The sequence below is a fragment of the Novosphingobium sp. CCH12-A3 genome, assembly GCF_001556015.1.
In the GTDB taxonomy this organism is placed as follows: Bacteria; Pseudomonadota; Alphaproteobacteria; order Sphingomonadales; family Sphingomonadaceae; genus Novosphingobium; species Novosphingobium subterraneum.
This window is the reverse complement of sequence record NZ_LSIA01000214.1, coordinates 37,058-63,580: the sequence shown is the minus strand read 5'-3', so window position 1 is coordinate 63,580 and position 26,523 is coordinate 37,058. Positions and strand designations below refer to the sequence as shown.

General features: G+C 66.7%; 29 protein-coding genes and 1 riboswitch. Of the genes, 27 read left to right on the top strand and 2 right to left on the bottom strand.

Annotated elements, in window-relative coordinates; translation table 11 throughout:
* Positions 1-151 precede the first annotated feature (151 nt).
* The 7 genes from AX703_RS16710 to cobJ all read left to right on the top strand — a co-directional run bounded on the left by AX703_RS16710 (position 152) and on the right by cobJ (position 8,684).
* On the top strand, positions 152-652 hold the full coding sequence (locus AX703_RS16710) for a hypothetical protein (RefSeq protein ID WP_062345687.1): 501 nt from the start codon (positions 152-154) through the stop codon (positions 650-652).
* Between the two features lie 29 nt (positions 653-681).
* A riboswitch (cobalamin riboswitch) is annotated at positions 682-909 on the top strand.
* 183 nt (positions 910-1,092) lie between these two features.
* Complete coding sequence (cobW, locus tag AX703_RS16705; protein ID WP_062345686.1) at positions 1,093-2,130, top strand: cobalamin biosynthesis protein CobW; 1,038 nt, start codon at positions 1,093-1,095, stop codon at positions 2,128-2,130.
* Between the two features lie 9 nt (positions 2,131-2,139).
* Positions 2,140-5,436: a cobaltochelatase subunit CobN gene (cobN, locus tag AX703_RS16700; RefSeq protein WP_062345685.1), complete on the top strand. Its 3,297-nt coding sequence runs from the start codon at positions 2,140-2,142 to the stop codon at positions 5,434-5,436.
* On the top strand, positions 5,433-6,563 hold the full coding sequence (gene cobG / locus AX703_RS16695) for a precorrin-3B synthase (RefSeq protein ID WP_062345683.1): 1,131 nt from the start codon (positions 5,433-5,435) through the stop codon (positions 6,561-6,563). Before cobN ends, cobG begins: the two co-directional genes overlap by 4 nt.
* A complete protein-coding gene (locus AX703_RS16690) occupies positions 6,563-7,192 on the top strand; it encodes a precorrin-8X methylmutase (protein WP_062345681.1) in 630 nt (209 codons plus the stop codon). The genes cobG and AX703_RS16690 overlap by 1 nt, the downstream gene beginning before the upstream one ends.
* On the top strand, positions 7,189-7,926 hold the full coding sequence (gene cobI, locus AX703_RS16685; protein ID WP_062345679.1) for a precorrin-2 C(20)-methyltransferase: 738 nt from the start codon (positions 7,189-7,191) through the stop codon (positions 7,924-7,926). The genes AX703_RS16690 and cobI overlap by 4 nt, the downstream gene beginning before the upstream one ends.
* Entirely contained in the window at positions 7,923-8,684 is a 762-nt protein-coding gene (gene cobJ, locus AX703_RS16680) for a precorrin-3B C(17)-methyltransferase (RefSeq protein ID WP_062345677.1), read from the top strand. The genes cobI and cobJ overlap by 4 nt, the downstream gene beginning before the upstream one ends.
* Here cobJ and AX703_RS16675 read toward each other — a convergent pair.
* Positions 8,648-9,421, bottom strand: coding sequence for a cobalt-precorrin-6A reductase (locus AX703_RS16675; RefSeq protein ID WP_062345675.1), 774 nt, complete (start codon positions 9,419-9,421; stop codon positions 8,648-8,650). The genes cobJ and AX703_RS16675 overlap by 37 nt on opposite strands.
* On the opposite strand from AX703_RS16675, the gene AX703_RS16670 reads away from it, so the two are divergent.
* Genes AX703_RS16670 through cobU form a run of 15 tightly spaced genes read left to right on the top strand, consistent with a single transcriptional unit; the run spans position 9,420 to position 21,816 of the window.
* Positions 9,420-10,640 carry a bifunctional cobalt-precorrin-7 (C(5))-methyltransferase/cobalt-precorrin-6B (C(15))-methyltransferase gene (locus AX703_RS16670; protein ID WP_062345673.1) on the top strand — a complete coding sequence of 407 codons (1,221 nt, stop codon included), beginning with the start codon at positions 9,420-9,422 and terminating at the stop codon, positions 10,638-10,640. The genes AX703_RS16675 and AX703_RS16670 overlap by 2 nt on opposite strands.
* Positions 10,622-11,002, top strand: coding sequence for a cobalamin biosynthesis protein (locus AX703_RS16665; protein WP_231735583.1), 381 nt, complete (start codon positions 10,622-10,624; stop codon positions 11,000-11,002). The genes AX703_RS16670 and AX703_RS16665 overlap by 19 nt, the downstream gene beginning before the upstream one ends.
* A complete protein-coding gene (cobM, locus tag AX703_RS16660) occupies positions 10,999-11,784 on the top strand; it encodes a precorrin-4 C(11)-methyltransferase (RefSeq protein ID WP_062345670.1) in 786 nt (261 codons plus the stop codon). Before AX703_RS16665 ends, cobM begins: the two co-directional genes overlap by 4 nt.
* Positions 11,781-13,124: a cobyrinate a,c-diamide synthase gene (locus AX703_RS16655; protein WP_062345668.1), complete on the top strand. Its 1,344-nt coding sequence runs from the start codon at positions 11,781-11,783 to the stop codon at positions 13,122-13,124. Before cobM ends, AX703_RS16655 begins: the two co-directional genes overlap by 4 nt.
* Positions 13,121-13,885 (top strand): precorrin-6A synthase (deacetylating), encoded by a 765-nt coding sequence (cobF, locus tag AX703_RS16650; protein ID WP_062345666.1) that lies wholly within the window; start codon positions 13,121-13,123, stop codon positions 13,883-13,885. The genes AX703_RS16655 and cobF overlap by 4 nt, the downstream gene beginning before the upstream one ends.
* Complete coding sequence (gene cobO, locus AX703_RS16645; protein ID WP_062345664.1) at positions 13,875-14,501, top strand: cob(I)yrinic acid a,c-diamide adenosyltransferase; 627 nt, start codon at positions 13,875-13,877, stop codon at positions 14,499-14,501. The genes cobF and cobO overlap by 11 nt, the downstream gene beginning before the upstream one ends.
* Positions 14,498-15,145 (top strand): 5,6-dimethylbenzimidazole synthase, encoded by a 648-nt coding sequence (gene bluB, locus AX703_RS16640; protein ID WP_082635093.1) that lies wholly within the window; start codon positions 14,498-14,500, stop codon positions 15,143-15,145. The genes cobO and bluB overlap by 4 nt, the downstream gene beginning before the upstream one ends.
* A gap of 25 nt (positions 15,146-15,170) precedes the next feature.
* Entirely contained in the window at positions 15,171-15,578 is a 408-nt protein-coding gene (locus tag AX703_RS16635; RefSeq protein WP_062345662.1) for a DUF1636 domain-containing protein, read from the top strand.
* Positions 15,575-16,591, top strand: a complete 1,017-nt coding sequence (gene cobT, locus AX703_RS16630; protein WP_062345660.1) for a nicotinate-nucleotide--dimethylbenzimidazole phosphoribosyltransferase — start codon at positions 15,575-15,577, stop codon at positions 16,589-16,591. Before AX703_RS16635 ends, cobT begins: the two co-directional genes overlap by 4 nt.
* Positions 16,588-17,169: a histidine phosphatase family protein gene (locus AX703_RS16625; protein ID WP_062345658.1), complete on the top strand. Its 582-nt coding sequence runs from the start codon at positions 16,588-16,590 to the stop codon at positions 17,167-17,169. The genes cobT and AX703_RS16625 overlap by 4 nt, the downstream gene beginning before the upstream one ends.
* Complete coding sequence (locus AX703_RS16620) at positions 17,166-17,906, top strand: adenosylcobinamide-GDP ribazoletransferase (RefSeq protein WP_062345655.1); 741 nt, start codon at positions 17,166-17,168, stop codon at positions 17,904-17,906. Before AX703_RS16625 ends, AX703_RS16620 begins: the two co-directional genes overlap by 4 nt.
* Positions 17,903-18,886 carry a threonine-phosphate decarboxylase gene (locus AX703_RS16615; protein ID WP_062345693.1) on the top strand — a complete coding sequence of 328 codons (984 nt, stop codon included), beginning with the start codon at positions 17,903-17,905 and terminating at the stop codon, positions 18,884-18,886. The genes AX703_RS16620 and AX703_RS16615 overlap by 4 nt, the downstream gene beginning before the upstream one ends.
* The gene (cbiB, locus tag AX703_RS16610) at positions 18,879-19,817 is read left to right on the top strand and encodes an adenosylcobinamide-phosphate synthase CbiB (protein ID WP_062345653.1); all 939 of its coding nucleotides are present in this window, start codon (positions 18,879-18,881) and stop codon (positions 19,815-19,817) included. The genes AX703_RS16615 and cbiB overlap by 8 nt, the downstream gene beginning before the upstream one ends.
* Positions 19,805-21,292 carry a cobyric acid synthase gene (locus AX703_RS16605; protein WP_062345651.1) on the top strand — a complete coding sequence of 496 codons (1,488 nt, stop codon included), beginning with the start codon at positions 19,805-19,807 and terminating at the stop codon, positions 21,290-21,292. Before cbiB ends, AX703_RS16605 begins: the two co-directional genes overlap by 13 nt.
* Positions 21,289-21,816 carry a bifunctional adenosylcobinamide kinase/adenosylcobinamide-phosphate guanylyltransferase gene (cobU, locus tag AX703_RS16600; RefSeq protein ID WP_062345649.1) on the top strand — a complete coding sequence of 176 codons (528 nt, stop codon included), beginning with the start codon at positions 21,289-21,291 and terminating at the stop codon, positions 21,814-21,816. The genes AX703_RS16605 and cobU overlap by 4 nt, the downstream gene beginning before the upstream one ends.
* 37 nt (positions 21,817-21,853) lie before the next feature.
* Here the strand turns inward: cobU and AX703_RS16595 are convergent, their stop codons facing one another.
* Positions 21,854-23,239, bottom strand: coding sequence for an MFS transporter (locus AX703_RS16595; RefSeq protein ID WP_156452101.1), 1,386 nt, complete (start codon positions 23,237-23,239; stop codon positions 21,854-21,856).
* Positions 23,240-23,258: 19 nt separating this feature from the next.
* Here AX703_RS16595 and pqqA point away from each other — a divergent pair, with 19 nt between their 5' ends.
* Genes pqqA through pqqE form a run of 5 tightly spaced genes read left to right on the top strand, consistent with a single transcriptional unit; the run spans position 23,259 to position 26,498 of the window.
* Positions 23,259-23,504, top strand: a complete 246-nt coding sequence (pqqA, locus tag AX703_RS28955) for a pyrroloquinoline quinone precursor peptide PqqA (RefSeq protein WP_082734653.1) — start codon at positions 23,259-23,261, stop codon at positions 23,502-23,504.
* Positions 23,505-23,510: 6 nt separating this feature from the next.
* Positions 23,511-24,413 (top strand): pyrroloquinoline quinone biosynthesis protein PqqB, encoded by a 903-nt coding sequence (pqqB, locus tag AX703_RS16585; RefSeq protein ID WP_062345644.1) that lies wholly within the window; start codon positions 23,511-23,513, stop codon positions 24,411-24,413.
* The gene (gene pqqC, locus AX703_RS16580; RefSeq protein WP_062345642.1) at positions 24,410-25,153 is read left to right on the top strand and encodes a pyrroloquinoline-quinone synthase PqqC; all 744 of its coding nucleotides are present in this window, start codon (positions 24,410-24,412) and stop codon (positions 25,151-25,153) included. The genes pqqB and pqqC overlap by 4 nt, the downstream gene beginning before the upstream one ends.
* A complete protein-coding gene (pqqD, locus tag AX703_RS16575) occupies positions 25,150-25,422 on the top strand; it encodes a pyrroloquinoline quinone biosynthesis peptide chaperone PqqD (protein WP_062345640.1) in 273 nt (90 codons plus the stop codon). Before pqqC ends, pqqD begins: the two co-directional genes overlap by 4 nt.
* 2 nt (positions 25,423-25,424) lie before the next feature.
* On the top strand, positions 25,425-26,498 hold the full coding sequence (pqqE, locus tag AX703_RS16570) for a pyrroloquinoline quinone biosynthesis protein PqqE (protein WP_082734652.1): 1,074 nt from the start codon (positions 25,425-25,427) through the stop codon (positions 26,496-26,498).
* Positions 26,499-26,523: the final 25 nt, after the last annotated feature.

Genomic DNA, 26,523 nt, shown 5'->3' with positions numbered 1-26,523 from the left:
GGCGGATCGGGCAATCAGATCATGGGGGGCATGCCCCCCATGATCTGATGATCAAACAGGCGGCATAACGACAACCGGGATTAGCTTAACTCAGCCGCCAAACTGTCCAAGAAGGCGGCACCACCTCAATCCATTGCTTGACCGTAGCCGCGTGGACCGTTGCGTCACACTCACGCGCAACGACAACTCCAGCATCGTCTCCATCGATCTCGACCTTTGCATGCCGCTTGGGCTTCGCGTGCATCGCGGCGAACGCGACGCGGCGATCAGGATGTTGATGTCCCGCTCTGCGGGAACCTTCGTCAAATCCAGCCAAATCTGCGTTTTTGATGTGGATTCGCGACAAGCGGCGGAAGATCTCCTCGATGACATACGGGAACGCCTTTTCCAGATAGCGTGCAAACCCGTCAGCCAACGGCAAGTTGAAGATATTCTCGGCATCACGTCCCGCGAGCGGATACGGTGGGGCAAGGATGGACGCTTGCCCGTTTCGGGGACCTCCAGGATAAGGAAGGGCGTCACCCAGATATCGCTCTGGACCTATCCATGCGATGCGATCGAGCATCTGGCGGCCAACCTGGGCGAGATACGCCGCTGGCGCGAAGAAGATGCAGCAACAACATCAATTGGCTTGGCTGCCAATTTCGGTTAGGGCTGAGTCCGAAGGGTAGGGCGATCCTATCCTTCGATGATCGCGCCGGTGCCCCGCAAGGGGCTTAATCGGGAATGCGGTGCGGAAGCTTGCTTCCAAATCCGCGGCTGTCCCTGCAACTGTAAGCGGATAGCGCGATGCACACGCTCCTGAGCACAGGGGCAGCCACTGGACAGCGTGTTAGCGCAAGTCTGGGAAGGCGTGCATCAAGCTGTGACCCGCGAGCCAGGAGACCTGCCGGCGCACCGGTCGCTCTTGCCTGATCCAGGGGATGGTCACGGCACGGTAACTCTCCGTCTGAGCGACGAAGCTGTGCGGCTGGGGCTGCACGGGTTGCGTGGTAACGGGCGCCTCGTCGCGCCCGCCCGTCGTCGCGCTCCGACCGGTGATTTCACCGGCAAGTCCCGCCATTCGTCGTCTGGGCGTGCGGAGACTTGTGAATGTCCGATCTTTCCAAGGTGCCGGTCACCATCGTTACCGGCTTTCTGGGCGCGGGGAAAACCACGCTCATCAGCCATCTGATCCGCAATGCGGGGGGGCGCCGGCTGGCGGTGGTGGTCAACGAATTCGGCACGCTAGGGGTCGATGGCGACATTCTCCAGTCTTGCGCCATTCCCGATTGCCCGGCGGAGAATATCGTCGAGTTGGCCAATGGCTGCATCTGCTGCACCGTGGCAGACGATTTCATTCCCACGGTCGAGAAGCTGCTCGCGCTCGATCCGCGCCCGGATCACATCCTGATCGAGACATCGGGCCTGGCGCTCCCCAAGCCGTTGCTCAAGGCGTTCGACTGGCCTGCCATCCGCAGCCGGATCACGGTCGATGGCGTGCTGGCCCTGGCCGATGCCGAGGCCGTCGCCGCTGGTCGGTTTGCGCCCGATGTCGCCGCGCTGGATGCCCAGCGCGCCGCCGATCCGAGCGTCGATCATGAGACCCCTCTGTCCGAGGTGTTCGAGGATCAACTCGCTTGCGCCGACATGGTCCTCCTCACCAAGTGCGATCTGGCCGGGTCCGAGGGCATCGCCGCTGCCCGCGCTGTCATCGCGGCCGAAGCGCCACGCCCCGTGCCGGTGATCGAGCTCACCGAAGGCGTGGTCGATCCGCGTGTGATCCTGGGCCTTGGCGCCGCCGCCGAGGACGATATCGCCGCGCGCCCCTCGCACCACGACGGCGAAGACGAGCATGAGCACGAGGATTTCAACAGCACGGTGATCGCGCTCAGTGAGATCGCCGATCCGGCCGACCTCGTGGACCGGATCGAAACGCTGGCGCGCGATCACCGGATCCTGCGGGTGAAGGGCTATGCCGCCGTGACCGGCAAGCCGATGCGCCTGCTGGTGCAGGCGGTGGGTGCGCGGGTGCGTCATCACTACGATCGCCCGTGGCGGCCGGACGAGCCGCGTCGCACCACGCTGGTCGCCATCGCCGAGCATGATGCTATCGATCATGGCGTCCTGCGCGCGGTGCTGGAAGGCTGAACGCCGCCGATGCACGTCATCTTCCGCGAAACGCACGGGATGGAGGAAACTGCCGTCCCGCGGGATCTGGGGCAGCAGCCTGCGGATCTTGTGGTGCTGTCCTTTTCGGACAGCGACCTGGGAGCATGCGCGGCGGCATGGCACGGCGCACGCGCAGCCCATGAGGATATGCCCTCGCTCAGGCTCGCCAACCTGTCAGCGCTCATGCATCCCTTGTCGGTCGATACTTATGTCGAGCGCACGCTGACCAGCGCCAAGGCGGTCCTGATCCGGCTGATCGGCGGCACGCCCTATTGGAGCTATGGGCTGCAACAGGTGGAGGCGCTGGCCCGCGAGCATCGGATCGCGCTGGCCGTCCTGCCTGGAGACGGGCGGCCCGACGAACGTCTGGATGCGGTATCGACCTTGCCGGTGCCTGTCCTGCGAGAGCTTGCGCGGCTGTGCGATACCGGCGGCGAGCGAGCGGCACGGGCCGCGCTGGTCGAACTGGCGCGGGCCGCGCAGTTGGTCGATTTGCCCGCGCCGACCAGCGAACCCTTGCCGGAGGCGGGCGGCTGGCATCCCGAACATGGCGTCGTCTGCCCGGAAGCCTTCGTGCGCGATACTGACCGGCCCCTCGTGCTACTGGTATTCTATCGCTCCTATCTGACCGCCAACGATCTAGACCCCTTCGCCGCCCTTCATGCCGTGTTCGAGCGGCGGGGGTTCGACACATTGTCGATTTTCGTCCCGTCGCTGAAGGCGTCGGGGGTGCGCACCCAGGTCGACCATTGGGTCCGTGGCCTTGCCCCGGCCGCCATCGTCAACGCCACCGCCTTTTCCGCCCGCGGCGACGGGATCGATACGCCGCTCGACGGCGCGGGCGTGCCCGTGTTCCAGTTGGCGCTCGCCACTTCGGGCCACGCCGCCTGGACAGGCGCAGCGCGTGGGCTGTCGCCCGCCGATCTGGCGATGCATGTCGTGTTGCCCGAACTGGATGGCCGCGTCTTTGCCGGGGTCGCCAGTTTCAAGGAAGCGGGGACGCGCGATCCCGCGCTGGAATTTTCCCGCAGCCTCCATCGCGCCGATCTGCAGCGGATCGAGGCGATCGTCGCCCGCGTGGCCGGCTGGACCGCGCTGGCCCGAAAGCCTCTTGGCGATCGGCGCGTGGCCCTCGTCCTCTCCACCTATCCCGGCAAGGCCTACCAGATGGCCCATGCCGTGGGCCTGGACACTTTTGCCTCCGCCGAGGCGATCCTGGCCGACCTCGCGCAGGCGGGATACTCGGTGGCTCCCCCCGCGGATTTGCCGACAGCGCTCCAGTGCGAGCACTTGCGCTGGCCTCTAGCCGATTATCGCAGAGCGCTGGCTGCTTTGCCCGAGGTTCTGCGCGTCGATCTTGCAGCTGCCTGGGGCGATCCGGAAAGCGATCCGGCGGTGCGGGACGGCGCATTCTGCTTTCCCGCGGTCGCGACCGGCAATGCCATTGTCGCCTTGCAGCCCGAGCGGGGTGTCAGCGCCAGCCGCGTGGAGGATTATCACGACCTCTCGCGCTGCCCGCGCCATGCCTATGTCGCCTTCTACCTGTGGCTGCGCGCGCAGGGCGTGGACGCATTGGTCCATGTCGGCGCGCACGGTACGCTGGAGTGGTTGCCGGGCAAGGCAGTTGCCCTGTCGGATGCGTGCTGGCCGGAGGCGCTCGTGGGCGCCATGCCGGTGATCTACCCCTTCATCGTCAATGACCCGGGCGAGGCGGCGCAGGCCAAGCGCCGCATCGGCGCGGTCACGATCGGTCACGTCCCGCCACCCCTGACGCAGACCGGCAGCGGTGCGGGCCTTGCCGGCATCGAGGCGCTGCTCGACGAATTTTCCAATGCCGATGGGCTGGATCCGGCCCGCCGCAACCGGCTCCAGGATGCCATCCGCGAGGAAGCGCGCGTACTGGGCCTGGAAGCCGAACTGGGCCTGGATAGCGCGACCACATTGGTCGAGGCGATCACGCGCATCGACCGCTTCGTCTGCGATGTGAAGGCCAGCCAGTTCGGCGATGGGCTGCATGTCTTTGGCCGGAACGAGCACGGCGCGGCGGAACGGGCCGGGTTGCTGGCGGCGCTGGGCGGGAAGCGCGTGGCGCCGGGTCCTTCCGGCTCACCCTATCGCGGGCGCAGCGATGTGCTGCCGACCGGACGCAACCTCTACACGATCGACCCGCGCGCGGCGCCGACCCGTGCCGCCTATGCGCAAGGGGTTTGCCTCGCAGAGGAACTGATCCGGCGGCACTTGCAGGATCATGGCGACTATCCGCGCGGGCTGCTGGTCGATCTCTGGGGCTCGGCGACGATGCGCACGGCGGGTGAGGAATTCGCCATGGCGCTGCACCTTCTGGGCGCCAAACCGCTGTGGGATATGGCGTCGGAACGGGTGACGGGGATCGAGATCCTGCCGCTGGCGCTGCTGGATCGACCGCGCATTGATGTAACTCTGCGGGTGTCCGGACTGTTCCGCGACGCCTTTCCGACCTTGCCGGCGCTGTTCGGGCAAGCGGTGCGCGCGTTGGGCGCGCGGGACGAACCGGCGGACTGGAATCCCTTCGCGGGGAAGCCCGTGGGTCCGCGCGTTTATGGCCCGCGGCCGGGCCGTTACGGCCTGGGAATGGACGATACGGCCGAAGTCTATACCGACGATGCCCGGCACGCTGCCGGAGAAGCGTGGCTGGCGGCATCGGACCATGCGCTGGATACGATCTGCGATCCAACCGGCGCCCCCGCCGCAGACTCTGGGGGCCTGCGCCGGCGTGTGGCGGCGGCCGATGCCTTCGTCCATCTTCAGGACCTGCCCGAAACCGATCTGCTGTTGGCCGCCGACTATGCCGCGCACGAGGCCGGCTTTGCGGCCGCCAAGATGCTCGCGGGCGGCACGGCGGCGCTCTATCATCTCGACAATCGCGATCCGGCCAGTCCTGTGGCCCGCACCCTTGCCGAAGAGCTCGCCCGCGTCGTTCGCGCCCGCGCCGCGCATCCCGGCTGGGTTGCCGGCATGATGCGTCACGGTTTTCGCGGGGCTGCCGAACTGGCGGCCACGCTCGATCATATGGGGATGTTCGCGCATCTATCGGGCAGCGTGCCCGCCCATCTGTTCGACCTCTATCATGATGCCACGCTGGGCCAGCCGGAGGTCCGCGCGTTTCTTGAACGCGAGAACCCCGGCGCGCTGGCGGCGATGGAAAGCCGCTTCGCCGCGCTTCACGCCGCCGGGTTGTGGCGGACGCGGCGCAATTCGATCCTCGCCGGACTGCCGATTTCCTCCGGCCGGAAAGACGGGGCATGAGCGATTTTGCAGTCCAGGGTTGGTGTCCCGATGCATGGCACCCGATGATGGCTGGCGATGGCCTGTTGGTTCGGGTGAAGCCACGGCTTGGCCGCCTGACGCGCGAGCAGGTCCTGGGCCTGTGCGATGCCGCCATGACGCATGGCAATGGGCTGATCGACATGACCCGCCGCGCCAATCTCCAGATCCGCGGGGTGCGTGAAGCCGGCTGGCAGGCGGTGCTGGACCGGCTGCTGGCCCTGAACCTGGTGGACGCCGATCCCGCCATCGAAAAGCGACGCAACATTCTGGTCGCTCCGGACTGGCGGACCGGGGACGACAGCCACCGCATCGCCAGCGAATTGCAGCAACGGTTGGGTGAACTGCCGGGTCTGTCTAGTAAGGTCGGATTTGTCATCGATGCGGGGCGGGCCACGGCCCTTTGCTGCGAGGCGGGCGATTTCCGTATCGAGCGTGGCGAAAAAGGTAACCTCATCCTGCGCGCTGACGGTCGCCCTGCCGGCGTTGCCGTCGCAGCGGGCAAGGAAGCGGATGCGCTGATCGCGCTCGCCAACTGGTTCGGCGAAAGCGGCGGCGTCGATGCCGGACGCATGGTTCGGCACCAGGTCGTCCTGCCCGATTGGGCCGAGGGCGATATTCTGCCCGCGCCGCCCATGGCCCGCATCGCGCCAGGCCGGCACGATTTGGGTTCGGCCTATGGCCTGCCGTTCGGCCGGGTGGAGGCACGGTTTCTGGCCGGGATGATGGAAACGCCGCCAGCCGGGGCTATACGGCTCACACCCTGGCGCGTGCTGCTCCTCGAGGGCGCGCCTGCTGTGCGCCGTGAAGGCCTGCTCTGCGATTCTGCCGATCCGCTGCTGCGGGCAGAGGCTTGTCCCGGCGCACCTTATTGCCCCCAGGCTACGGTCGAAACCCGCGACCTTGCCCGGCGCCTTGCCCCGCATGTCGAGGGACGGCTGCATGTCTCCGGCTGCGCCAAGGGCTGCGCCCACCCGCGCGCCGCCGATGTCACGCTGACCGGCCGGGAAGGCCTGTTCGATCTGTGCCGGAATGCCCCCGCTGGCGGGCCTTCGCTTCGTTCTGCCCTCGGCCCGGCCGAGATACTTGCCCATTTCGGAGCTGCCTGATGCCCCATGTTTATGAAACCGATGGTGCGGCAATCTATCGCCAGTCCTTTGCCACGATCCGCGCCGAGGCCGATCTTGCGCACTTTTCGCCCGATGAGGAGCCGGTGGCGGTCCGTATGATCCACGCCGCCGGGATGGTGGACCTGGCGGCGCATATCCGCTTCTCGCCCGGTTTCGCAGGCGCGGCGCGTGCGGCGCTCGCCGATGGCGCTCCGATCCTCTGCGATGCTCGGATGGTATCGGAAGGGATCACTCGGGCACGATTGCCCGCTGCCAATCCGATTATCTGCACCTTGGGTGATACCCAAGTGCCGGACATGGCGAGGACGATGGGCAATACCCGTTCCGCCGCCGCGCTGGAACTGTGGCGGCCGCATCTGGCGGGCGCGGTGGTGGCAATCGGCAATGCGCCGACCGCGCTTTTCCATCTACTCGATATGCTGGAAGACCCCGATTGTCCGCACCCGGCGGCGATCATCGGCTGTCCGGTGGGCTTCGTCGGTGCGGCCGAATCCAAGGCCGCGCTGTGGGCTGCGCCGCCGGTGCCTTGCTGTATCGTCGAGGGTCGCCTTGGCGGCAGCGCGATCACGGTCGCCGCGATCAACGCTTTGGCGAGCCGCGCCGAATGAGCACGACCCTGTCTTGCGGAACGATTCATGGCGTTGGTCTGGGCCCCGGCGCGCCCGATCTGCTGAGCGTGCGCGCCGACCGGCTGGTGCGCGGCGCCCGTCATGTCGCCTATTTCCGCAAGGTGGGGCGCCCGGGACAGGCCCGGCGCATTGCCGAAGGAATGCTGCGCGCCGACGCGATCGAAATCCCGATGGAATACCCGGTGACCACCGAGATCCCGCTTTCCGATCCGCGCTACAATGCCTGTCTGTCCGCCTTTTACGCCGAATGCACGGATCGATTGGCCGAGCTGGCGCAGGCCGGCGAGGATGTCGTCGTCCTGTGCGAAGGCGATCCGTTCTTCTACGGCTCGTTCATGCATCTTCATGCCCGTTTGGCGGGCATGGTCCCGGTGGCGGTGGTGCCGGGCATCACCGGCATGGCCGGAGCCTGGAACGCGACGGGTGTCCCCATTACTTGGGGCGACGACGTGCTGACGGTGGCGATGGCTACCCTTCCCGAGGAGGAACTGGCCCGGCGCATCCGTGACACCGATGCGCTGGTGGTGATGAAGATCGGCCGCAACCTGCCCAAACTGCGCCGCGCAGTGGCGGCGGCAGGACGCGAGGACGCGGCCTGGCTGGTCGAACATGCCGCCATGCCCGGCCAGCGTGTCACCCGGCTCGTCGAGGCGACAAGCGTCACGCCTTATTTCTCGATCCTGCTGATCCATGGCCAGGGACGCAGACCATGAGCGGCTGGATCGCCATCGCCGGTCTGGGGCCGGGGGACGAGGCGCTGGTCACGCCCGAAGTCACCGCCGCTCTGGCCGCGGCGAGCGATGTCATCGGCTATATCCCCTATGTCGCCCGCGTTGCTCCGCGCGAAGGGCTGATGCTTCACCCGTCCGACAATCGCGTGGAACTGGACCGGGCGGCCCATGCGCTCGAACTGGCGGCGCGGGGGCGGCGCGTGGTCGTCGTGTCCTCCGGCGACCCAGGTGTTTTCGCGATGGCCGCCGCCCTATTCGAGGCGCTGGAGGCCGGCCCGACCAATTGGCGCGATATCGACATCCGGGTGCTGCCCGGCATTACCGCCATGCTGGCGGCCAGCGCCCGGGCGGGTGCGCCCCTGGGGCATGATTTCTGCGCCATCAACCTGTCGGACAATCTCAAGCCGTGGTCACTGATCGAAAAGCGGGTGCGACTGGCGGTGGAGGCCGATTTCGCCATGGCCTTCTACAACCCGAGATCGAAGGCCCGGCCGGAGGGTTTCGCGCGGGTGCTGGACCTGCTGCGCGCGGTGTGTGGCGATGATCGCCCGGTCCTGTTCGCCCGCGCCGTGTCCACGCCGGAAGAGCAATTGCGGATCGTGCCCTTGGGCCAGGCCACTGCCGACATGGCCGACATGCGCACCATGGTCATCGTCGGGTCGAGCCTGACCCGCGTGATCGAACGGGCGATCGGCCCGATCCTCTATACGCCGCGTTCGGCGTCCGGGCTGGCATCGTGACCGAGGCCATGGACCAACCATGCGAGGACATCCGCGGGGCGAGAGACCTCTGTCCGGTCTGGAATGGCGGGGCGGTCGATCATCAGCACCGGCAAGCCGAGTTGCCGCGCGGCGAGCAGTTTGGCCTCGGCGCCTTGACCGCCAGCGTTCTTGCACACCACCAGGTCGATGGCATGGCGCTGCATCAGGCTGCTGTCCCCGGCGACCGTAAAGGGGCCGCGATCGACGATCAGGCTATGATGGGGCAGAGCGGGCGGGCGTTCCGGAGTGTCCACGAAGCGCAGCAGATAATGATGCTGCGGCTGGGCAGCGAACATTTCCACATGCATCCGCCCCAGCGCCAGCATGACGTGGCGGCCCGGCCCGTTCAGCGCCGCGACCGCGCCGTCGATGTCCGGAACGCGGGTCCAGCAGTCTCCGGGGATCGGCTCCCAGGCCGGACGGGTCAGCGCGACATGGGCGACGCCGGCCTGCCGGGCCGCATCCACGGCATGAGCGCTCATCGTCGCGGCGAAGGGATGTGTCGCGTCCACCAGATGGGTCACTCGATGGTTGCGCAGATAATCGGCCAACCCCGTAACGCCGCCGAAGCCTCCGACACGCACCGGCACCGGCTGCGCGCGGGGAGTCTCGGTGCGGCCCGCATAGCTGAGCGTCGCCGCGACGCCCTGTGCCGCGAGCAGGCGGGCGAGGGCGCTCGCCTCGGTCGTGCCGCCCAGCAGAAGGACATTCGGCATGGCTGACGCGGCTCCCCAGTTTCGGCACATACCGTGGTTGACGATCATCGGCATCGGCGAGGACGGGGCGGATGGCCTCGGCCTCGCGGCACGTGCCGCGCTGGCGCAGGCCGAACTGGTCGTGGGATCGGCCCGGCACCTCTCGCTGCTGCCCGCGATTACCTGCCCCACGATCGAATGGCCAGTGCCCTTTGCTGACGGGATTGCGCGCCTGATGGAACATCGCGGGCGGCGCGTGGCGATGCTGGCTTCGGGAGATCCCTTCTGGTTCGGCGCGGGGACCAGCGTGACGCAGCTTCTCGATTCAGACGAGTGGCTGGCGTATCCCGCGTCGTCGACTTTCGCCCTGGCCGCCGCGCGACTGGGTTGGCCCCTGCAGGAGACGCCCTGCCTCGGGCTCCATGCCGCACCGCTGGAACGGTTGAGGCCCCATCTCGTACCGGGTCGGCGTGTGCTGGCACTGCTGCGTGACGGCGAGGCGGTCACCGCGCTAGCGCATTATCTGGTGCGGGAGGGCTTCGGCCCCTCGACGCTGCATGCGATGGAGGCGCTGGGTGGTCCGCGCGAACGCGTGCGCGGTGTATCCGCTGACGCGCTGGCATTGACCGACATCGTCCATCCGGTAGCGGTCGGGATCGACTGCGCCGGACAGGGCAGAACATTGCCCGTCACGGCGGGGCTACCCGACGATTGGTTCGCCTCCGACGGGCAGATCACCAAGCGCCCGGTCCGTGCACTCACGCTGGCGGCGCTCGCCCCGCGTCCGGGCGAACTGCTGTGGGACATTGGCGCGGGGTCGGGGTCGGTCGGGATCGAATGGCTGCTGGCCCATCCGGCTAACCGGGCCTGCGCGGTCGAGGCCGATCCGGTGCGCGCTGATCACGCGTGCGCCAACGCCGCCGCGTTGGGCGTTGATCGGCTGGAGGTCGTCGTCGGGATCGCCCCGGATGTCTTGCCGGGAGTGCCGCTGCCCGATGCCGTGTTCATCGGCGGTGGACTATCGGATGCCTTGCTGGAAACGCTGTGGGCGCGGTTGCCCGCCGGAACGCGGCTGGTCGCCAATGCAGTGACGCTGGAATCGGAAGCCTTGCTGACGCGTTGGCATGGTCAAAAAGGAGGCAGTCTCCTCCGCATCGAACTGGCCGACGCCGCGCCGCTGGGGAGCCGGCACGGCTGGCGCGCGCGCTATCCCGTGGTGCAATGGAGCGCGGTGCTGTGATCGTCGCGGGTTTCGGCTTTCGGTCGGGCGCCGGCCTGTCCTCGCTGCGTGGGGCTCTCGCCAGGGCGCAGCAGGGCCAACCTCCGGTCACGCATCTTGCCACGGTGCAGGACAAGGTCGCGGCGCTGGTTCCGCTCGCCGAAGCGCTGGGCTTGCCGCTGACCGGCGTGGCGCCCGAGGTATTGATTGCCGTCTCGACCGCCACGCGCTCGGTCGCCAGTCTGGCGGCGCGCGATGTCGGCAGCGTCGCGGAAGCGTCCGCCCTGGCGGGCGCTGGCGCGGGGGCGCGCCTGCTGGGGCCGCGCCACATCTCCCCCGATCGCATGGCGACCTGCGCCATTGCCCAAGGATCTCCGACATGACTGTCCATTTTATTGGCGCCGGCCCCGGCGCGCCCGACCTTCTGACCCTGCGCGGGCGCGATCTGATCGCGGGTAGCCCGGTGTGTCTTTATGCCGGATCGCTGATCCCGGCGGCAGTGCTCGATCATTGTCCGTCCGGTGCCCGGATCGTCAACACCGCACCGCTGGAACTGGACGAGATCATGGCTGAGATCGCCGCGGCTAACGCCGCGGGCCAGGATGTGGCGCGGCTCCATTCGGGCGACCTTTCGGTCTGGTCGGCGATGGGCGAACAATTGCGCCGCTTGCGCGCGATGGATATTCCTTTCACGATCACGCCCGGCGTTCCCGCCTTCGCCGCCGCCGCCGCCGCGCTGGAGGCGGAACTTACCCTGCCCGAACTGGCGCAATCGCTGGTGCTCACCCGTACACCTGGCCGCGCAAGCACCATGCCGCCGGCCGAAAGCCTCGCCAATTTCGCGGTGACCGGCGCGACGCTGGCCATTCACCTCTCGATCCACAACCTCGCGCGCGTGGTGGCGGACCTGACCCCGGCCTATGGCGCGGATTGCCCCGTCGCCGTGGTCTGGCGGGCAAGCTGGCCCGACCAGCGGATCGTCCGCGCCACACTCGAAACCTGCGAGCAGGCCGTCGCGGGCAGCATGGAGCGCACCGCCCTGATCCTTGTCGGGCGCGTGCTGGCGGCCCAGGATTTTGCCGAAAGCAGCCTCTACGCACCCGGCTATGACCGCCGCTTCCGGCCCCAGGACGCCACTTCACGCTTTTCGGAGGTCTCCGAATGAGCGTGCACAATTCGACTTTGGGCTTGATCATTGCCGCCCCGGCATCGGGGACAGGCAAGACCACCGTGATGCTGGGCCTGCTCCGCGCGCTGAGCGAGGACGGATTGACGGTGCAGCCGTTCAAGAGTGGGCCGGACTATATCGATCCGGCCTTTCACCGTGCCGCCTGCGGCCGGGCTTCGTTCAACCTCGACAGCTGGGCGATGGACGGCGGGCTGCTCGACGCTATCGTAGCCGAGGCGGCAGGAGCGGACATGGTGCTCGCCGAAGGGTCGATGGGGCTCTACGATGGCGTCGCCAGCATGGGCGCCTCGGGCAATGGCGCCAGCGCCGACATGGCTCGCCGCATGGGCTGGCCAGTGGTGCTTGTGCTGGACGTGTCGGGCCAGGCGCAGTCCGTCGCCGCCACCGCGCTGGGGTTCAGGAGCCTCGATCCGCACGTGCCGTTCGCGGGGGTGATCCTCAACCGCGTAGCCAGTCCGCGCCATGAGCGGCTGGTGCGCAAGGGGCTGGAGACGGCCGGTATCCCCGTGCTGGGTGCGCTGCCCAGGCGGGGAGATCTGACCTTGCCCGAGCGGCATCTGGGGCTGGTGCAGGCGGTCGAACATCCGCACCTCGACCGCGCGATTGCCGACTATGCCGCGTTCCTTCGCGCCTATGCCGATCTCGATGCGATCCGCAGCGCGGCCGGCGGGAGTGCGCCGGCGGTCTTGCCCGGCGGCGGGCGGCTCCCTCTCCCTCCAGCCCAGCGCATCGCCATTGCCCGCGATGCCGCCTTTTCTTTCGTCTATCCACATCTGCTCGAAGGCTGGCGCCGAGCCGGGGCGGAGATATTGCCGTTTTCGCCGCTGGCGGATGAAGCGCCCTGCCGTGACGCCGATCTGGTCTGGCTGCCGGGCGGCTATCCGGAACTCCACGCCGGGACCATCGCCGCCGCGGAGAACTTCCTGTCCGGCCTGCGCCATCATGCCGAGACGCGGCCCGTCCATGGCGAGTGCGGCGGTTATATGGTGCTGGGCGAAGCGTTGGTCGACAAGAACGGCGAGCGGCACCGCATGGCGGGCCTGCTCGGGCTTGTCACCAGCCATGCCCAGCGCCGGATGCATCTCGGCTATCGTCATGCCGAGCTGCTGGCGCCGGTATCGGGCCTTGCCGCCGGGACAAGGCTGCGCGGCCACGAGTTCCACTATTCGACCATTGTCGAACAAACCGACGCGCCGCTTGCCCGCGTGACCGATGCCGACGGCATGGAGGTCGCCGAAACCGGATCGCATCGCGGCCATGTGACCGGAACCTATTTCCACCTGATCGCCCCCGTTTCGAGGGGAGAGTCTCAATGATCGACCTGCACCTCATTGGCATCGGCACGGGCAACCCCGACCACCTGACGGCCGAGGCGATTCGGGCGATGAACAGCGCCGACCTCATCTTGCTGCCGCGCAAGGGTCGCGCCAAGTCCGACCTGATCGACCTGCGCCGCGCCATCTGTGCGGAGGTGCTGACCGGCCCCGTCCGGATCGTCGAGTTTGATCTGCCCGTTCGTGATGCGGATGCGGTCTATCTGGATGCCGTCAATGACTGGCACGCGGCCATAGCCGCCGCCTGGGCCACGCAGATCGCCATGCATCTGCCGGATGGCGGCAGGCTGGCGCTGCTCGTCTGGGGCGATCCCTCGCTCTACGACAGCAGCTTGCGGATCGCCGGACGGCTGAAGGACGGAGGCATGGATATTCGGGTCCGGGTCGTGCCGGGCATCACCAGTATCCAGGCGCTGACCGCGGCCCATGCCATACCATTGAACCCGCTGGCCGGGCCGGTGACGGTCACCACCGGACGGATGCTGCGCGCGCATGGCTGGCCCGATGGAGCGGACACGCTCGTCGTCATGCTCGACAGCGGCTGCGCCTTCGAGGTGCTGGAGCCGGAGGGCATCACCATCTGGTGGGGCGCCTATCTTGGCATGGCTCAGGAAGCGCTGGACCAGGGGCCGCTGGCCGAAGCCGGCCCCAGGATCGCCGCGCACCGGGCCGAACTGCGCGTGCGCCATGGCTGGATCATGGATGTCTATCTCATGCGAAGGGAGCAAATCGATGGAAGCTGACAGCGAAGTGGCAGCGTTGGCCGGCGATGCCCGCCACGCCGAAAAGATGCGGAAGAAACAAGCGGCGCAGGCCAAGATCATGGCCAACAAGACCCGCGAACAGGGCCTGCTGATCGTCCACACCGGCAAGGGCAAGGGCAAGACCAGCGCGGCGCTCGGCATGGTGATACGCGCGATCGGCCACGGCATGAAGGTGGGCGTGGTCCAATTCGTCAAGGGCGCGATGTCGACGGGCGAGAAAGCCGTGTTCGAGGCCTTTCCCGACAATGTCGAATTCAAGCCGATGGGCGAGGGCTTCACCTGGGACACACAGGATCGTGCGCGTGACATCGCGGCGGCGCGCGCCGCGCTCGATGAGGTCCGGCGCATGATTGCGGACCCGGCCTACCACATGGTGCTGGCCGATGAGCTGAATATCGCCCTGCGCTATGAGTATCTGCCGCTCGACGAAGTTCTCGGCGTGCTGACCGTGCGCGACGAGATGAAGCATGTCATCGTTACCGGCCGCAACGCGCCAGAAGCGCTGATCGAGGCGGCCGACCTCGTCACCGAGATGACGATGGTCAAGCACCCCTTCCGCTCCGGGGTCAAGGCGCAGAAGGGGATCGAGTTCTGAGCGAGGCCCCCCCTCTGTTCGACGCGGAATTCGCGGCGGGTTTCACGCAATTGCTGCGCTGGCGCCGCGATGTCCGGCATTTCGATTGCCGCACCGTGGCGGAGGAGGACATGCGCGCGCTGCTGGCCTGCGCCTCTTTCGCGCCGTCGGTCGGCAATGCGCAGCCGTGGCGCTTCGTGCGCCTGCGCTCGCCCGGTATTCGCGATGCGCTCGCCGCCCATGTCGATACGCAGGGCGCGCGCGCTGCGGAGCGCTACGCCGGGCAGGCCCGGTACGATCACTATGTTTCGCTCAAGCTGCACGGTTTGCGCGAGGCTCCCGAACTGCTGGCGGTGTTCTGTGACGAACGAACTGGCGCCGGGCACGGCCTCGGCATTGCCACCATGCCCGAGATGCTCCGCTACTCCTGTGTGCTGGCGATCCACAATCTGTGGCTGGCTGCGCGGCTGCGGGGCATTGGCCTCGGCTGGGTGTCGATCCTCGATCCGCGGACCGTCCAGGCCCTGCTGGACGTGCCCGCCGAATGGTCGCTGATCGCGCTGCTGTGCATCGGCTACCCGGCCGAAGAATCCGACACACCCGAACTGGAACGGCGCGGCTGGCAGTCCCGCGAACCGTGGAATGACCGGGTGTTCGAGCGATGACCCTCTACCGAAGGACAGGAAGACCATGCTGAAACAAGTGGAGGATGGCCCCGCCATCGTGGCCTGCAATACCTGCCGCCACAGCGCGGACGAGCGGGAGGATGACACCGGGATGCGCGGCGGTGCGCAACTGGTGGCGGCGTTGCGCTCGGTCCAGGAGAGCGATGCCCGCTATGCCGGAGTCGCCGTGCAGGAAATGCCCTGCCTGTTCGCCTGTACCGACTTCTGCACCATCCACCTCCGCGCACCGGGCAAGGTCGGTTATGTGCTGGGCCGGTTCACGCCGGATGAGGAGGCTGCCACGGCCATTCTCGATTATGCCGTTCACTATGCGGCGAGCGAGCATGGCCGGGTGCCGTTCAAGCAATGGCCGCAAGGTGTGAAAGGCCATTTTATCACCCGCACCCCGCCGCCGGGCTATGTGGCCGAGTGAGCGCTTTTGCGACCGTTGCCGCCTTCGAGGCGGCGCTCGCGGCGCTTCCGGCGGCGGACGCAAATGCGATTGCCGCCGCCCGCGCGCGGCAGGGTGAGTTGACCAAACCGGCGGGGTCGCTCGGTCGGCTAGAGGATATCGCCGTCTTTCTTGCCGGGTGGCAGGACACTCCGCGGCCCGTGATCGAGCAGGCACGCGCGGCGATCTTCGCGGGAAATCACGGCTTCGTCGTCCACGGCGTCAGCGCCTTTCCGGCCAGCGTGACGGCGGCCATGGTCGGCAATTTTTCCGCGGGCGGCGCGGCGATCAACGCGCTGGCAGCGGCCGCCGGGCTCGACCTCGAGGTGGTCTCGCTCGATCTCGATCGGCCCACGGCGGACTTCACCATCGCCCCGGCCATGGACGAAGTGGAGTGCCTTTCCGCGCTGTCCGCCGGGGCTGCGGTAGTCAGGCCTGGCCTCGATCTGCTGGTCGTGGGTGAAATGGGCATCGGCAATTCGACCGCCGCCGCCGCGCTCTGCGCGCGCAGCTATGGCGGGACGCCCGCGCAATGGGTGGGGCCGGGAACGGGGGTCGATGCGGACGGCATCGCGCGCAAGGTGGCGGTGGTGGAACGGGCCCTGGCCATTCATGACGCCGCGCCGCGCACGCCTTTTGAAACCCTGCGGCGGCTGGGCGGCCGGGAGACCGCGGCGATCGCCGGAGCCGTGCTGGAGGCCCGCCGCCAGCGCGTGCCTGTGGTGCTCGACGGTTTCATCAGTTGCTCCGCCATCGCACCCTTGGCCGCAGCCGTTCCGCCGATCACCGAGCATTGCCTGGCGGGCCATTGTTCCGCCGAGCCGGGGCATATCCGCCTGCTGGGGCATTTGGGCCTTGACCCCTTGCTTTCGCTCGGCATGCGCTTGGGGGAAGGCAGCGGCGCGGCGGTGGCCGTGTCGGTGATCCGCGCAGCGCTGGCCGCGCACAACGGCATGGCGACATTCGCCGAGGCTGGGGTGGCAGACAGCCTGTGAGCGGTTTTGCGCTTCATCTCCTGCGTCATGGCGAGCCGGAAGGCGCGGGGCGGCTGATCGGCCGTACCGACGCCCTGCCCTTGGCCGCTGGTATCGCGGCTTGCGTCGACCAGGCGCGGGATCTGGGGCCGGAGGTGCTGATCGCCTCCGATCTATCCCGCGCGCGGTTGGCGGGTGAGGCGATCGGCCTTGTGATGGGCGTGCCGCTGTCCATCGATCCGCGCTGGCGCGAGCTGGACTTCGGGGCATGGGACGGGCTGGCGCCCGGGGACCTCGAAGGTCCGGCCTTCGCGCGGTTCTGGGACGATCCCGAGGTTCATGCGCCGCCGGGAGGAGAATGCTGGTCGGAACTGGTGCGTCGTGTTTCGGGCGCCATTGGCGATCTGGCGGCGAGGCCCACACTGATTGTCACGCACGCCGGTGCGATGCGGGCGGCGCTGGCAGCGCTGTGCGGGTTCGACGTTCGCCAGACCTGGGCGATCGATCTGCCCTACAACTGCCTGCTGTCGCTGCGCGTTTGGTCCGGGGACGGACTTGGCCAGCGGCCCACGGCACAGATCGCGGGGCTCTATCCGTGAAGGGTTTCATCATCGCCCTGCAATTCCTGACGCGCCTGCCGACACCCGCGATCGTCGTCGATGATGCCGCGTTTGCCCGGTCCATGCGCTGGTTTCCTGCCGCGGGGCTGGTGATCGGTATGCTGGTCGCGGGCGCCGCATGGGCCGGAGGGCTGGTCGATAGCCGGCTCGGTGCGCTGGCCGCACTGATTGTCTGGGTGGCCGTGACCGGCGCGCTGCACCTCGATGGCTTGTCCGACCTGGCCGATGCCACTGGAGCGGCGCACAAGGCCGAAGGGCGCGCGCGCGAGCGGCTGCTGGCTGTCCTAGCCGACCCGCACGTCGGCAGTTTCGGCGTTGTAGCGATCGTTTTGCAGCTCCTGAGCAAGTTCGTGCTGCTGGATATGCTGGTCGAGGCGCGTGCGTTCGTCTGGCTCGTGCTTGTGCCTTTCGCCGCGCGGATCGGGCCGCTTGTTTGGACCTGGCGGCTTGAGCCGCTGCATCATGGACTGGCTGCAAAATTCAATGCAGCTATCGGTCCAACAGAGATTGTGGTGTGGGCCGCCGCGCTGCTGGCGGCGTCATGTTTCTATCCGGCGCTTCTGGTCACGCCATTGCTGATCCTGTGGTGGGGCTGGCAGGTGCGCCGGACGATCGGCGGGATTTCCGGGGATGGCCACGGCGCGGGCATCGAACTGATCGAAACCGCGCTGCTGCTGACCTTCGTGGTCACCGCTTCATGGATCTCTGGCTCATGACCAGCTTCAGCTTTCATGGTGGTAGACTTGCCGATGCCAAGGCGCATTTCGGCATGGGCAACGCGCCCTGGATCGACCTTTCGACGGGCATAAATCCGCATGGCTGGCCGGGCATCGGCGATCTGGCGATGGACTGGCACGCGCTTCCCGATCCCGGCGCGCTGGACGATCTGGAAGCCGCTGCCGCTGCCTGTTTCGGCGCCGACCCTGCCCATGTCTGCGCCGTCCCCGGCACCGAGATCGGTCTGCGAATGCTCGGCGACATTCTGCCGGGACCAGCCATCCATGCCTGGCCCAGCTATCGCACCCATGGCGAGATGATACCCCATAGCCGTCCCATGGATATCAATGATCTGACGACGGTTGAGGGGGCGACCATCGTTTTGGCCAACCCCAACAACCCTGATGGACGGATCACTCCGACCGCTACATTGCGGGGTTGGCTGGAGGCACGGCAAGGTAGCGCGTCCTGGCTCGTGGTGGATGAAGCCTTTGCCGATGCCTCTCCAGAGATCGGTCTTGGCGCCCATGTGCATGACGAGCAGCGGCTGATCGTCTTTCGCTCTTTCGGCAAATTCTTCGGGCTCGCCGGGGTGCGTTTAGGCTTTGTGCTGGGGCCGCGAGCAGTGATCGCGCAATATCGCCATAGGCTCGGCAGTTGGCCGCTCTCGGCGGCGGCGCTGGCCATTGGAACGGTAGCCTATCGGGATGCAGACTGGATCGGCACAATGCGGATCGCCTTGCGCGAGCAGGCAAGCGCACTGGATGCGGTTCTGGCGCGGCGGGGCTTCAAGGCGATCGGCGCCTGTCCCCTGTTCCGGCTGATCGAGACCGCCGATGCCGCCGCCCTGTTCGAACGCCTCGCACGGCATGCGATCCTGACGCGGCCGTTCGACTATGATCCCTGCTGGCTCCGGCTGGGTCTGCCCGCCAACCGCGAGGCGCTGGACCGCCTCGATCGGGCGCTGACCGATGGCTGAGCCGGTCGCCTTACTGGCTCTGGCGCTCGATGCGGCGGTGGGATGGCCGCAGTCGCTGTATCGCCGGATCGGTCATCCGGTGGGCGTCTTTGCCCAGATCATCGGCTTGGCGGAGAGGCGCTGGAACGATCCCGCGCGTTCCGATGGACAGCGGCGAATGGCCGGGGTGGTCACCGTGCTGATCCTCCTGGCTATCGCGGGTGGAGCGGGCTGGGTTCTGCAGAACCAACTCGTGGCTTTTGCCGGGCCTTGGGCCTGGCCCTTGATCGCGCTCCTGGCCTGGCCGGGTCTGGCGCAGCGCAGCCTTCACGACCATGTCCGCCCCGTTGCCGAGGCGCTGGAGCGGCAGGACATCACTGGCGCGCGCGCCGCGGTCGGCATGGTCGTGGGCCGCGATACGGCGGATCTTGATGAAGCGGGCGTCGCGCGCGCGGCCATCGAGAGCCTGGCGGAAAGCTTTTGCGATGGTGTGGTGGCACCGCTGTGCTGGCTTCTTGTTCTCGGCCTGCCCGGCATCTGGGCCTATAAGGCGATCAACACCGCGGATAGCATGATCGGGCATCGCGAGGAGCGATGGCGCGCTTTCGGTTGGGCCGCGGCGCGCAGCGACGATGCGACGAATCTTGCACCGGCACGCCTCGCCGGATTGCTGATCTGCCTGTGCGGCAAGGGTGGTTGGCGGATCCTATGGCGCGATGCCTCCAACCACGCTTCGCCCAATGCGGGTTGGCCAGAGGCGGCGATGGCCGGTGTGCTTGGGCTGCGATTGGCGGGGCCAATCGCCTATGACGGCATCCTTTCACACAAGCCCTGGATCGGCGAGGGTGATCGCTCCGCCCGGGCAGCGGATATTCGGCGCGGGCTGAGCATCTATCGCCGGGCTTGCCTATGTCTGTGGTTCATGGCGGGGGGAGTGGCATGGGCGCTGTAATGCTTCAGGGCACGGGCTCCGACGTGGGCAAATCCGTGCTGGTGGCGGGTCTGTGCCGGGTACTGGTGAAACGCGGACTTCGGGTCTTGCCGTTCAAGCCGCAGAACATGTCCAACAATGCGGCTGTCACCAGCGACGGCGGCGAGATCGGGCGGGCGCAGGCTTTGCAGGCGATCGCCTGCGGGGTTGCACCGCATACCGACATGAACCCCGTGCTGTTGAAGCCGCAGGCCGACCGCACGTCGCAACTGATCGTGCATGGTCAGGTGCGTGGCACCTTGGGCGCGGGCAATTTCCGGCAGGCACGCGGGGAGCTGCTTGGCGAAGTCCTTGCCAGCTATAACCGGCTCCGCCAGGCTTGCGATATTGTCGTGGTCGAGGGCGCTGGCTCTCCGGCGGAAATCAACCTGCGCGCCGGGGACATCGCCAACATGGGTTTTGCCCGCGCGGCGGGCGTGCCGGTCGTGCTGGTGGGCGATATCGATCGCGGCGGGGTCATCGCCGCCATCGTCGGCACCAGAACGATCATCGATCCGGCCGACGCGGTGATGATCGAGGGCTTCATCATCAACAAGTTCCGGGGCGATCCTGCCTTGTTCGCCGATGGCTATCGCCAGATCGAGAGCCTGTCGGGCTGGCGGGGATTTGGCGTGGTTCCCTGGCTGGCCGCGACCGCGCGGCTCCCCAGCGAGGACGCCGTGGTGCTGGAGCACGGCAAGGCGCGCGCTGGGGACCGCAAGCAGATCGCCTGTCCGATCCTGCCGCGCATATCCAATTTCGATGACCTTGATCCGCTGAAACTTGAAGATGGTGTCGAACTGCACATGGTTCCGCCCGGCCAGCCGATCCCGGCAGAGGCCGCGCTTGTTATCCTGCCCGGATCGAAGGCGACCATCGCCGATCTGGCGGCGCTGCGGGCGGAGGGCTGGGACATTGATGTTCTGGCGCATCACCGGCGTGGCGGGATGATCCTGGGGATTTGCGGGGGTTATCAGATGCTCGGCAGGGGAATCGCGGATCCCGATGGGCTGGAAGGCCCCGCCAGCACCACACGCGGTCTTGGTCTGCTTGATGTCGAAACGACCTTGCACGCGCACAAGGCGCTGCGCTCGGTCAGCGGGATCGCGATGGGTGCGCCTTTTCACGGGTATGAAATGCATATGGGGCGAACCAGCGGACCGGGTACGCAGCGGCCCTTTGCCATGCTCTCTGATGGACGCTGCGATGGCGCGATAAATGCGGCGGGGACGGTGTTTGGTTCCTATGTCCACGGTCTGCTCGCCGATGCGGAGCAGCGCCGCGCGCTGTTGTCGCGCATGGACGTAAAAGCCGGAGGCATGAACTATGGCTTCTCTGTCGAGGCGGCGCTGAACGAGATCGCAGCCGCGCTGGAGGAGCATCTCGATATCGACGCACTGGTAGCGCTGGCCAGGGCAGAGCGATCCGTTTCCGGCCCAGCGGGGGGCAGGGCATGAGCGGGGCATCTTCCCACTTGCTGATTCTGGGCGGCGCGCGTTCGGGCAAGAGCCGCTATGCTCAAGTCCGGGCGGAAGCCCTAACGGGTGAGTTGGTCTATCTGGCCACAGCCCAAGCCTTCGATCAGGAGATGGGCGAGCGGATTGCCCTGCACCGCGCCGATCGCGGCACGCGCTGGTCAACCGTCGAGGCGCCGTTGGAACTGGCGGAGACTATCACGGCATGCAGCACGCTTGGGACGGTGGTGCTGGTGGATTGCCTGACGCTCTGGGCGTCGAACCTGATCCTGGCGGAGCGCGATACCGATGCGGCCACGGAAGGGCTGGTTCGCGCGGTTTCGCGCGCGCGGGGCCCCGTCATTCTGGTCGCCAATGAAGTGGGGCTGGGCATTGTACCAGACAACGCTCTTGCCAGAAAATTCCGCGATGCTGCGGGCAGGATCAATCAGGAGATGGCTGCAGCGGTTGACGAGGTTGTCATGACGTTTGCCGGCCTTCCTTTGGTGCTCAAGCCTAAAGGATGAACGGCTGTCCGCGAAGGCGAGTCGGCAATTTTGCCAATTACGGCGTTCTTCGTAGAGCAGGGCTTGCGCTACCCGTGCTGATTAGCCCAATCAACAAAGTCATAAACGCCGCCAGGCCTGCTGGGAACGCCCCGTCGCCTGCCCCGAGAGCCAGCAGTCCTCCGGCGATCGAAGCTCCCAACGCCTGACCTGTCAGCCTGGTTGTTGCCATCAGTCCGCCGGCCGCCGCTGCGCGCGTTCGCGGTGCCGCACCAATGATCATGCGGGCGTTGGGCGACAGGAACAGCCCGAAGCCAAGGCCGCAGATCGCCATTCTCAAGCTCGCGTCGAGTTGGGAGGCGTGATCCGGTAGGAGCGCGACTGACGCGAATCCGGCTGTGGTGATTGCCATGCCCAAACCGCCCAGAAGACGGGTGGATATGTGATCAGACAATATTCCCGCGAGCGGCGAGACAATGATCAGCGTGAGCGGCCAGAGCGACAGGGTCGCGCCCACCTCGACCGGCGAGAAACCGAAATGGTGCTGCAGCCGGAATGGCAGGGACACCAGCAGGATCATTTGCGCCATGAACGCCAGCAACAGGCCCACGATCGGGCTGGCGAGACGCCCCTGGCGGAGCAGATCGAGCGGAAGGATCGGCCGCGCACTCTGCGATTGCTGATGGATGAGCATAACTGACGCCACGACGCCTGCCGCCACCTCCAAGATTCCTAACCTGATTTGCCTGCCATATGCCAGGCCTTGCAGGCCCAAAATGAGCAGCGCGAATGTGGCCGCGCTGAGCAACGCGCCGACATGATCGTAGGGTGAGGAGGCGAGGCCCTTTGACCTCGGCAAGGCTATCGAGCCCGCTACAAGCGACAGGAGCGCGAAGGGAACCGCTGCGGCAAACACCCACTGCCAGGTTGCCGCGCCGAGAATGAGGCCCCCGAGCGTGGGCGACAGCGCCCCCGCACCGGCCACGATCATGCTGTTGATGCCCAGGGCCCGTCCAAGCTGGCGCGCCGGATAGGTCGACCTGATCAATGCGGATGACACGCTGAGCGCGCCCGCCGCGCCTAGGGCCTGCAAGGCGCGCGCAAGCAGCAACTGGGGCAGGCTGGTCGCAAAGATGCATCCGAGCGTGGCGGCGACGAAGACCATCTGCCCGGATTGGTATAGCCGCTTCTGCCCAATCCTGTCGCCCAGCGCTGAAAAAGGTAGCAACGCCATGACGAGAACAAGCTGGTAGAGCGTAACGACGTGCGCGGCCTCACTTGCCGGAACATGGAGTGCGCCCGCAATCGTCGGCAGCGCGACATTGGCGATCGTCCCGTCGATGACGGCAAGCGCCGTCCCCGCCGATATGGCGAATATCGCCAGATAGCGCCGCGGGAGCGGCAAGCCGTCCTCGATCTGTTCATCGGTTGGGCGCGAATTCATCTGTGCCGGTTAAGCGGCGATGCCCTGCATGACAACCGAAACGCGCAGCGTGGGATTCACGTCCGCTGGCGGTCGAAAGGACCATTGCCAAGATTGGGCGCGCCGCTTACAGCTTCACAAGGCAGAACCAGTTACGGCAGCGGGAAGGCCCGCGTCGCAGACACGAAAAAGGAAGAGATGCATGACTTGGACGACCCCGAAGATCGTCGAAATCGCGCTGGGTTGCGAGATCAATTGCTACGCCTGCGCTGAAATCAAGGCCTGACCTTCCATGCAAGCCGTCGTCCTGGGGGCGGCGGCGGGCGGCGGTTTTCCGCAATGGAATTCCAACGCGGCGCCCTGTCGCAGAGCCCGCGCGCATGATCCTTCGGCACAATCCCGCACCCAGGCCAGCCTCGCCGTCAGTGGCGACGGCGAACGCTGGTTCCTGCTGAACGCGGCGCCCGACCTGCGCCAGCAGATCGAGCAAACGCTGTGCCTGCACCCGCGCGAAGGGTTGCGGTCCTCTCCGATCGCCGGCGTTGTTCTGACCGGCGGCGATGTCGATGTGATTGCTGGCCTGCTGACACTGCGCGAACGCCATCCCTTCACGCTTCTGGCCACCGATCGCATTCATGGCGTGCTCGACGCCAACCCCATCTTCGAGGTGCTCGCGCGCGATATCGTATCGCGGCAAGTCGTCCCGCTCGGCCAGCCGGTCGCTCTCGACACCGGTCTGACGCTTGAGCTGTTCGCCGTTCCCGGCAAGGTGCCACTCTATCTCGAGGATGGTAGCGATGCGCCGCCGATCGAGATCGGCGAGACGACCGTTGCCGCCGCGGTTTCGGACGGACGGCGGAGCCTGTTTTTCATTCCCGGCTGCGCGACGATGACACCCGCTTTGGCCGAGCGTTTGCGCGGTGCCGATCTCGTCTTCTTCGACGGCACGCTGTGGCAAGACGATGAGATGGTCCGCGCCGGGCTTGGCCCCAAGACCGGTCACCGTATGGGACATATGAGCGTCAGTGGGCCTGAGGGGGTGATGGCGGCCTTTCGCGATCTCGATGTCCGCCGCAAGATATTCATCCATATGAACAACTCGAACCCAATCCTGCTCGACGATTCGCCCGAACGTGCCGAAGCCGCAGCCGCCGGTTGGGAAGTCGCCCATGACGGCATGGAAATCGCGCTGTGACCGCGCCGCTGCTCACCCCCGATGAGCTGGAAGCGGAACTCCGCCAGATCGGGGCGACGCGCTATCATAATCTCCATCCGTTCCACCGCCTGCTCCACGACGGCAAGCTCAATCGCGGCCAAGTGCAGGCATGGGCGCTCAACCGCTTCTATTATCAGAGCCGGATACCAGCGAAGGACGCGACGCTGCTCGCGCGGCTGCCCACCGCCGAACTGCGCCGCGAGTGGCGCCGGCGGCTCATGGATCATGACGGCGATGGCTCGGCTCCGGGCGGCGTGGCCCGCTGGCTCAAGCTGGCCGAGGGCGTCGGCCTTGATTCCGCACTCGTCGAAAGCGTCAGCGCGATCCTGCCCGCGACCCGTTTCGCGGTCGATGCCTATGTCCATTTCGTTCGTGATAGCTCGCTGCTTGAGGCCGTCGCCTCTTCGCTGACCGAGATGTTCTCGCCGACCATCATCGCCGAGCGCGTGTCGGGCATGCTCGCCAACTATGACTGGATCACCGCGGATACGCTCGCCTATTTCACGCCGCGTCTCACCCAGGCGCCGCAGGACAGCGCATTCGCCCTAGCCTATGTCAGAGCGAATGCCGATACGGTCGAACGCCAGCAACAGGTGCTGGCGGCGCTTCGCTTCAAGTGCGATGTGCTGTGGTCGCAGCTCGATGCCTTGTACTTCGCCTATGTCACCCCCGGCCTGATCCCGCCCGGCGCCTTCATTCCCGAAGGCGCCGGCCCGTGATCGCGGAAGATACAGTTCCGTGCTTTGGTGCCGGCGTGAAATTCCGGTTCGACAAGGTGCGCGGTGCGTGGGTTTTGCTGGCGCCCGAAAGGCTGTTTCAGCCCGATGAAACCGCAGTCGAAATCCTGAAGCTGATCGATGGCGTTTGCGCCATTGGTGCCATCGCCGACACGCTCGCGGCCCGGTTCGCGGCGCCGCGCGACCTCATAGCGGCCGATGTCGTGACCGTGCTGCAGGACCTTGCCGACAAGGGCGTCATAAGACAGTGAGCATGGTCACGCCTCAGCCGCCCATGGCACTCCTCGCCGAGCTGACCCATCGTTGTCCGCTCAAATGCCCCTATTGTTCCAACCCGTTGGAACTCGAACGCGCGAGCGCGGAGCTTGAGACCGGGGACTGGGTGCGCGTGCTCGACGAGGCGGCGACGCTCGGCATCCTCCAGGTGCATTTTTCCGGCGGCGAGCCAATGGCGCGACGCGACCTACCTGTGCTGATTGCCCATGCCGCCCGGCTGCAACTCTACACCAATATCATCACCTCGGGCGTGCTGCTGACTGACGAGGCGATGGCTGCGCTGCTGGATGCAGGGGTCGATCATATCCAGCTCAGCTTTCAGGACGCGGATCCTGTGACGGCCGAGCGGATCGGGGGATATGCCGGTGGTCATGCCAAGAAGCTCGCCGCCGCACAGCGGATCAAAGCGGCCGGGCTGCCGCTCACGACCAATTTCGTGATTCATCGCCACAATGCCGATCGCGTCGGGGCAATGATCGCGATGGCCGAAACTCTGGGGTCGGCACGCGTCGAAATCGCCCATACACAATATTATGGCTGGGGCTTGCGCAACCGGGCGGCGCTGCTGCCCAGCCGTGAGCAGCTCGATCGCGCGACCGAAACTGTCGAAGCCGCGCGGCTCCGCCTCAAGGGTTCGCTTATCATTGACTATGTCGTGCCCGACTATTTTGCCGCACGCCCCAAGGCCTGCATGGGCGGCTGGGCCAGCCGGTTCCTCAATATAACGCCCTCGGGCAAGGTGCTGCCCTGCCATGCCGCGGAAACGCTTCCGGGCATCGATTTTCCGTCGATCAAAAGCCGGTCGCTTGCGGACATCTGGACAAGCTCGGACGCATTCAACCGCTTTCGCGGCACCGACTGGATGCCCGACCTTTGCCGGAGCTGCGACCGGCGCGAGATCGATTGGGGCGGATGTCGCTGCCAGGCCTTTGCGCTCGCCGGCGATGCCGCTGCCACCGATCCGGCCTGCGTGAAATCGCCAGATCATTTTCTGATGGCGCAGGCGGTCGAAGACGCCTGGTCGGACGCCGAGCTTATCGCCAGAGGGTGATGGACGCTCGTTCCGCATCTATCGC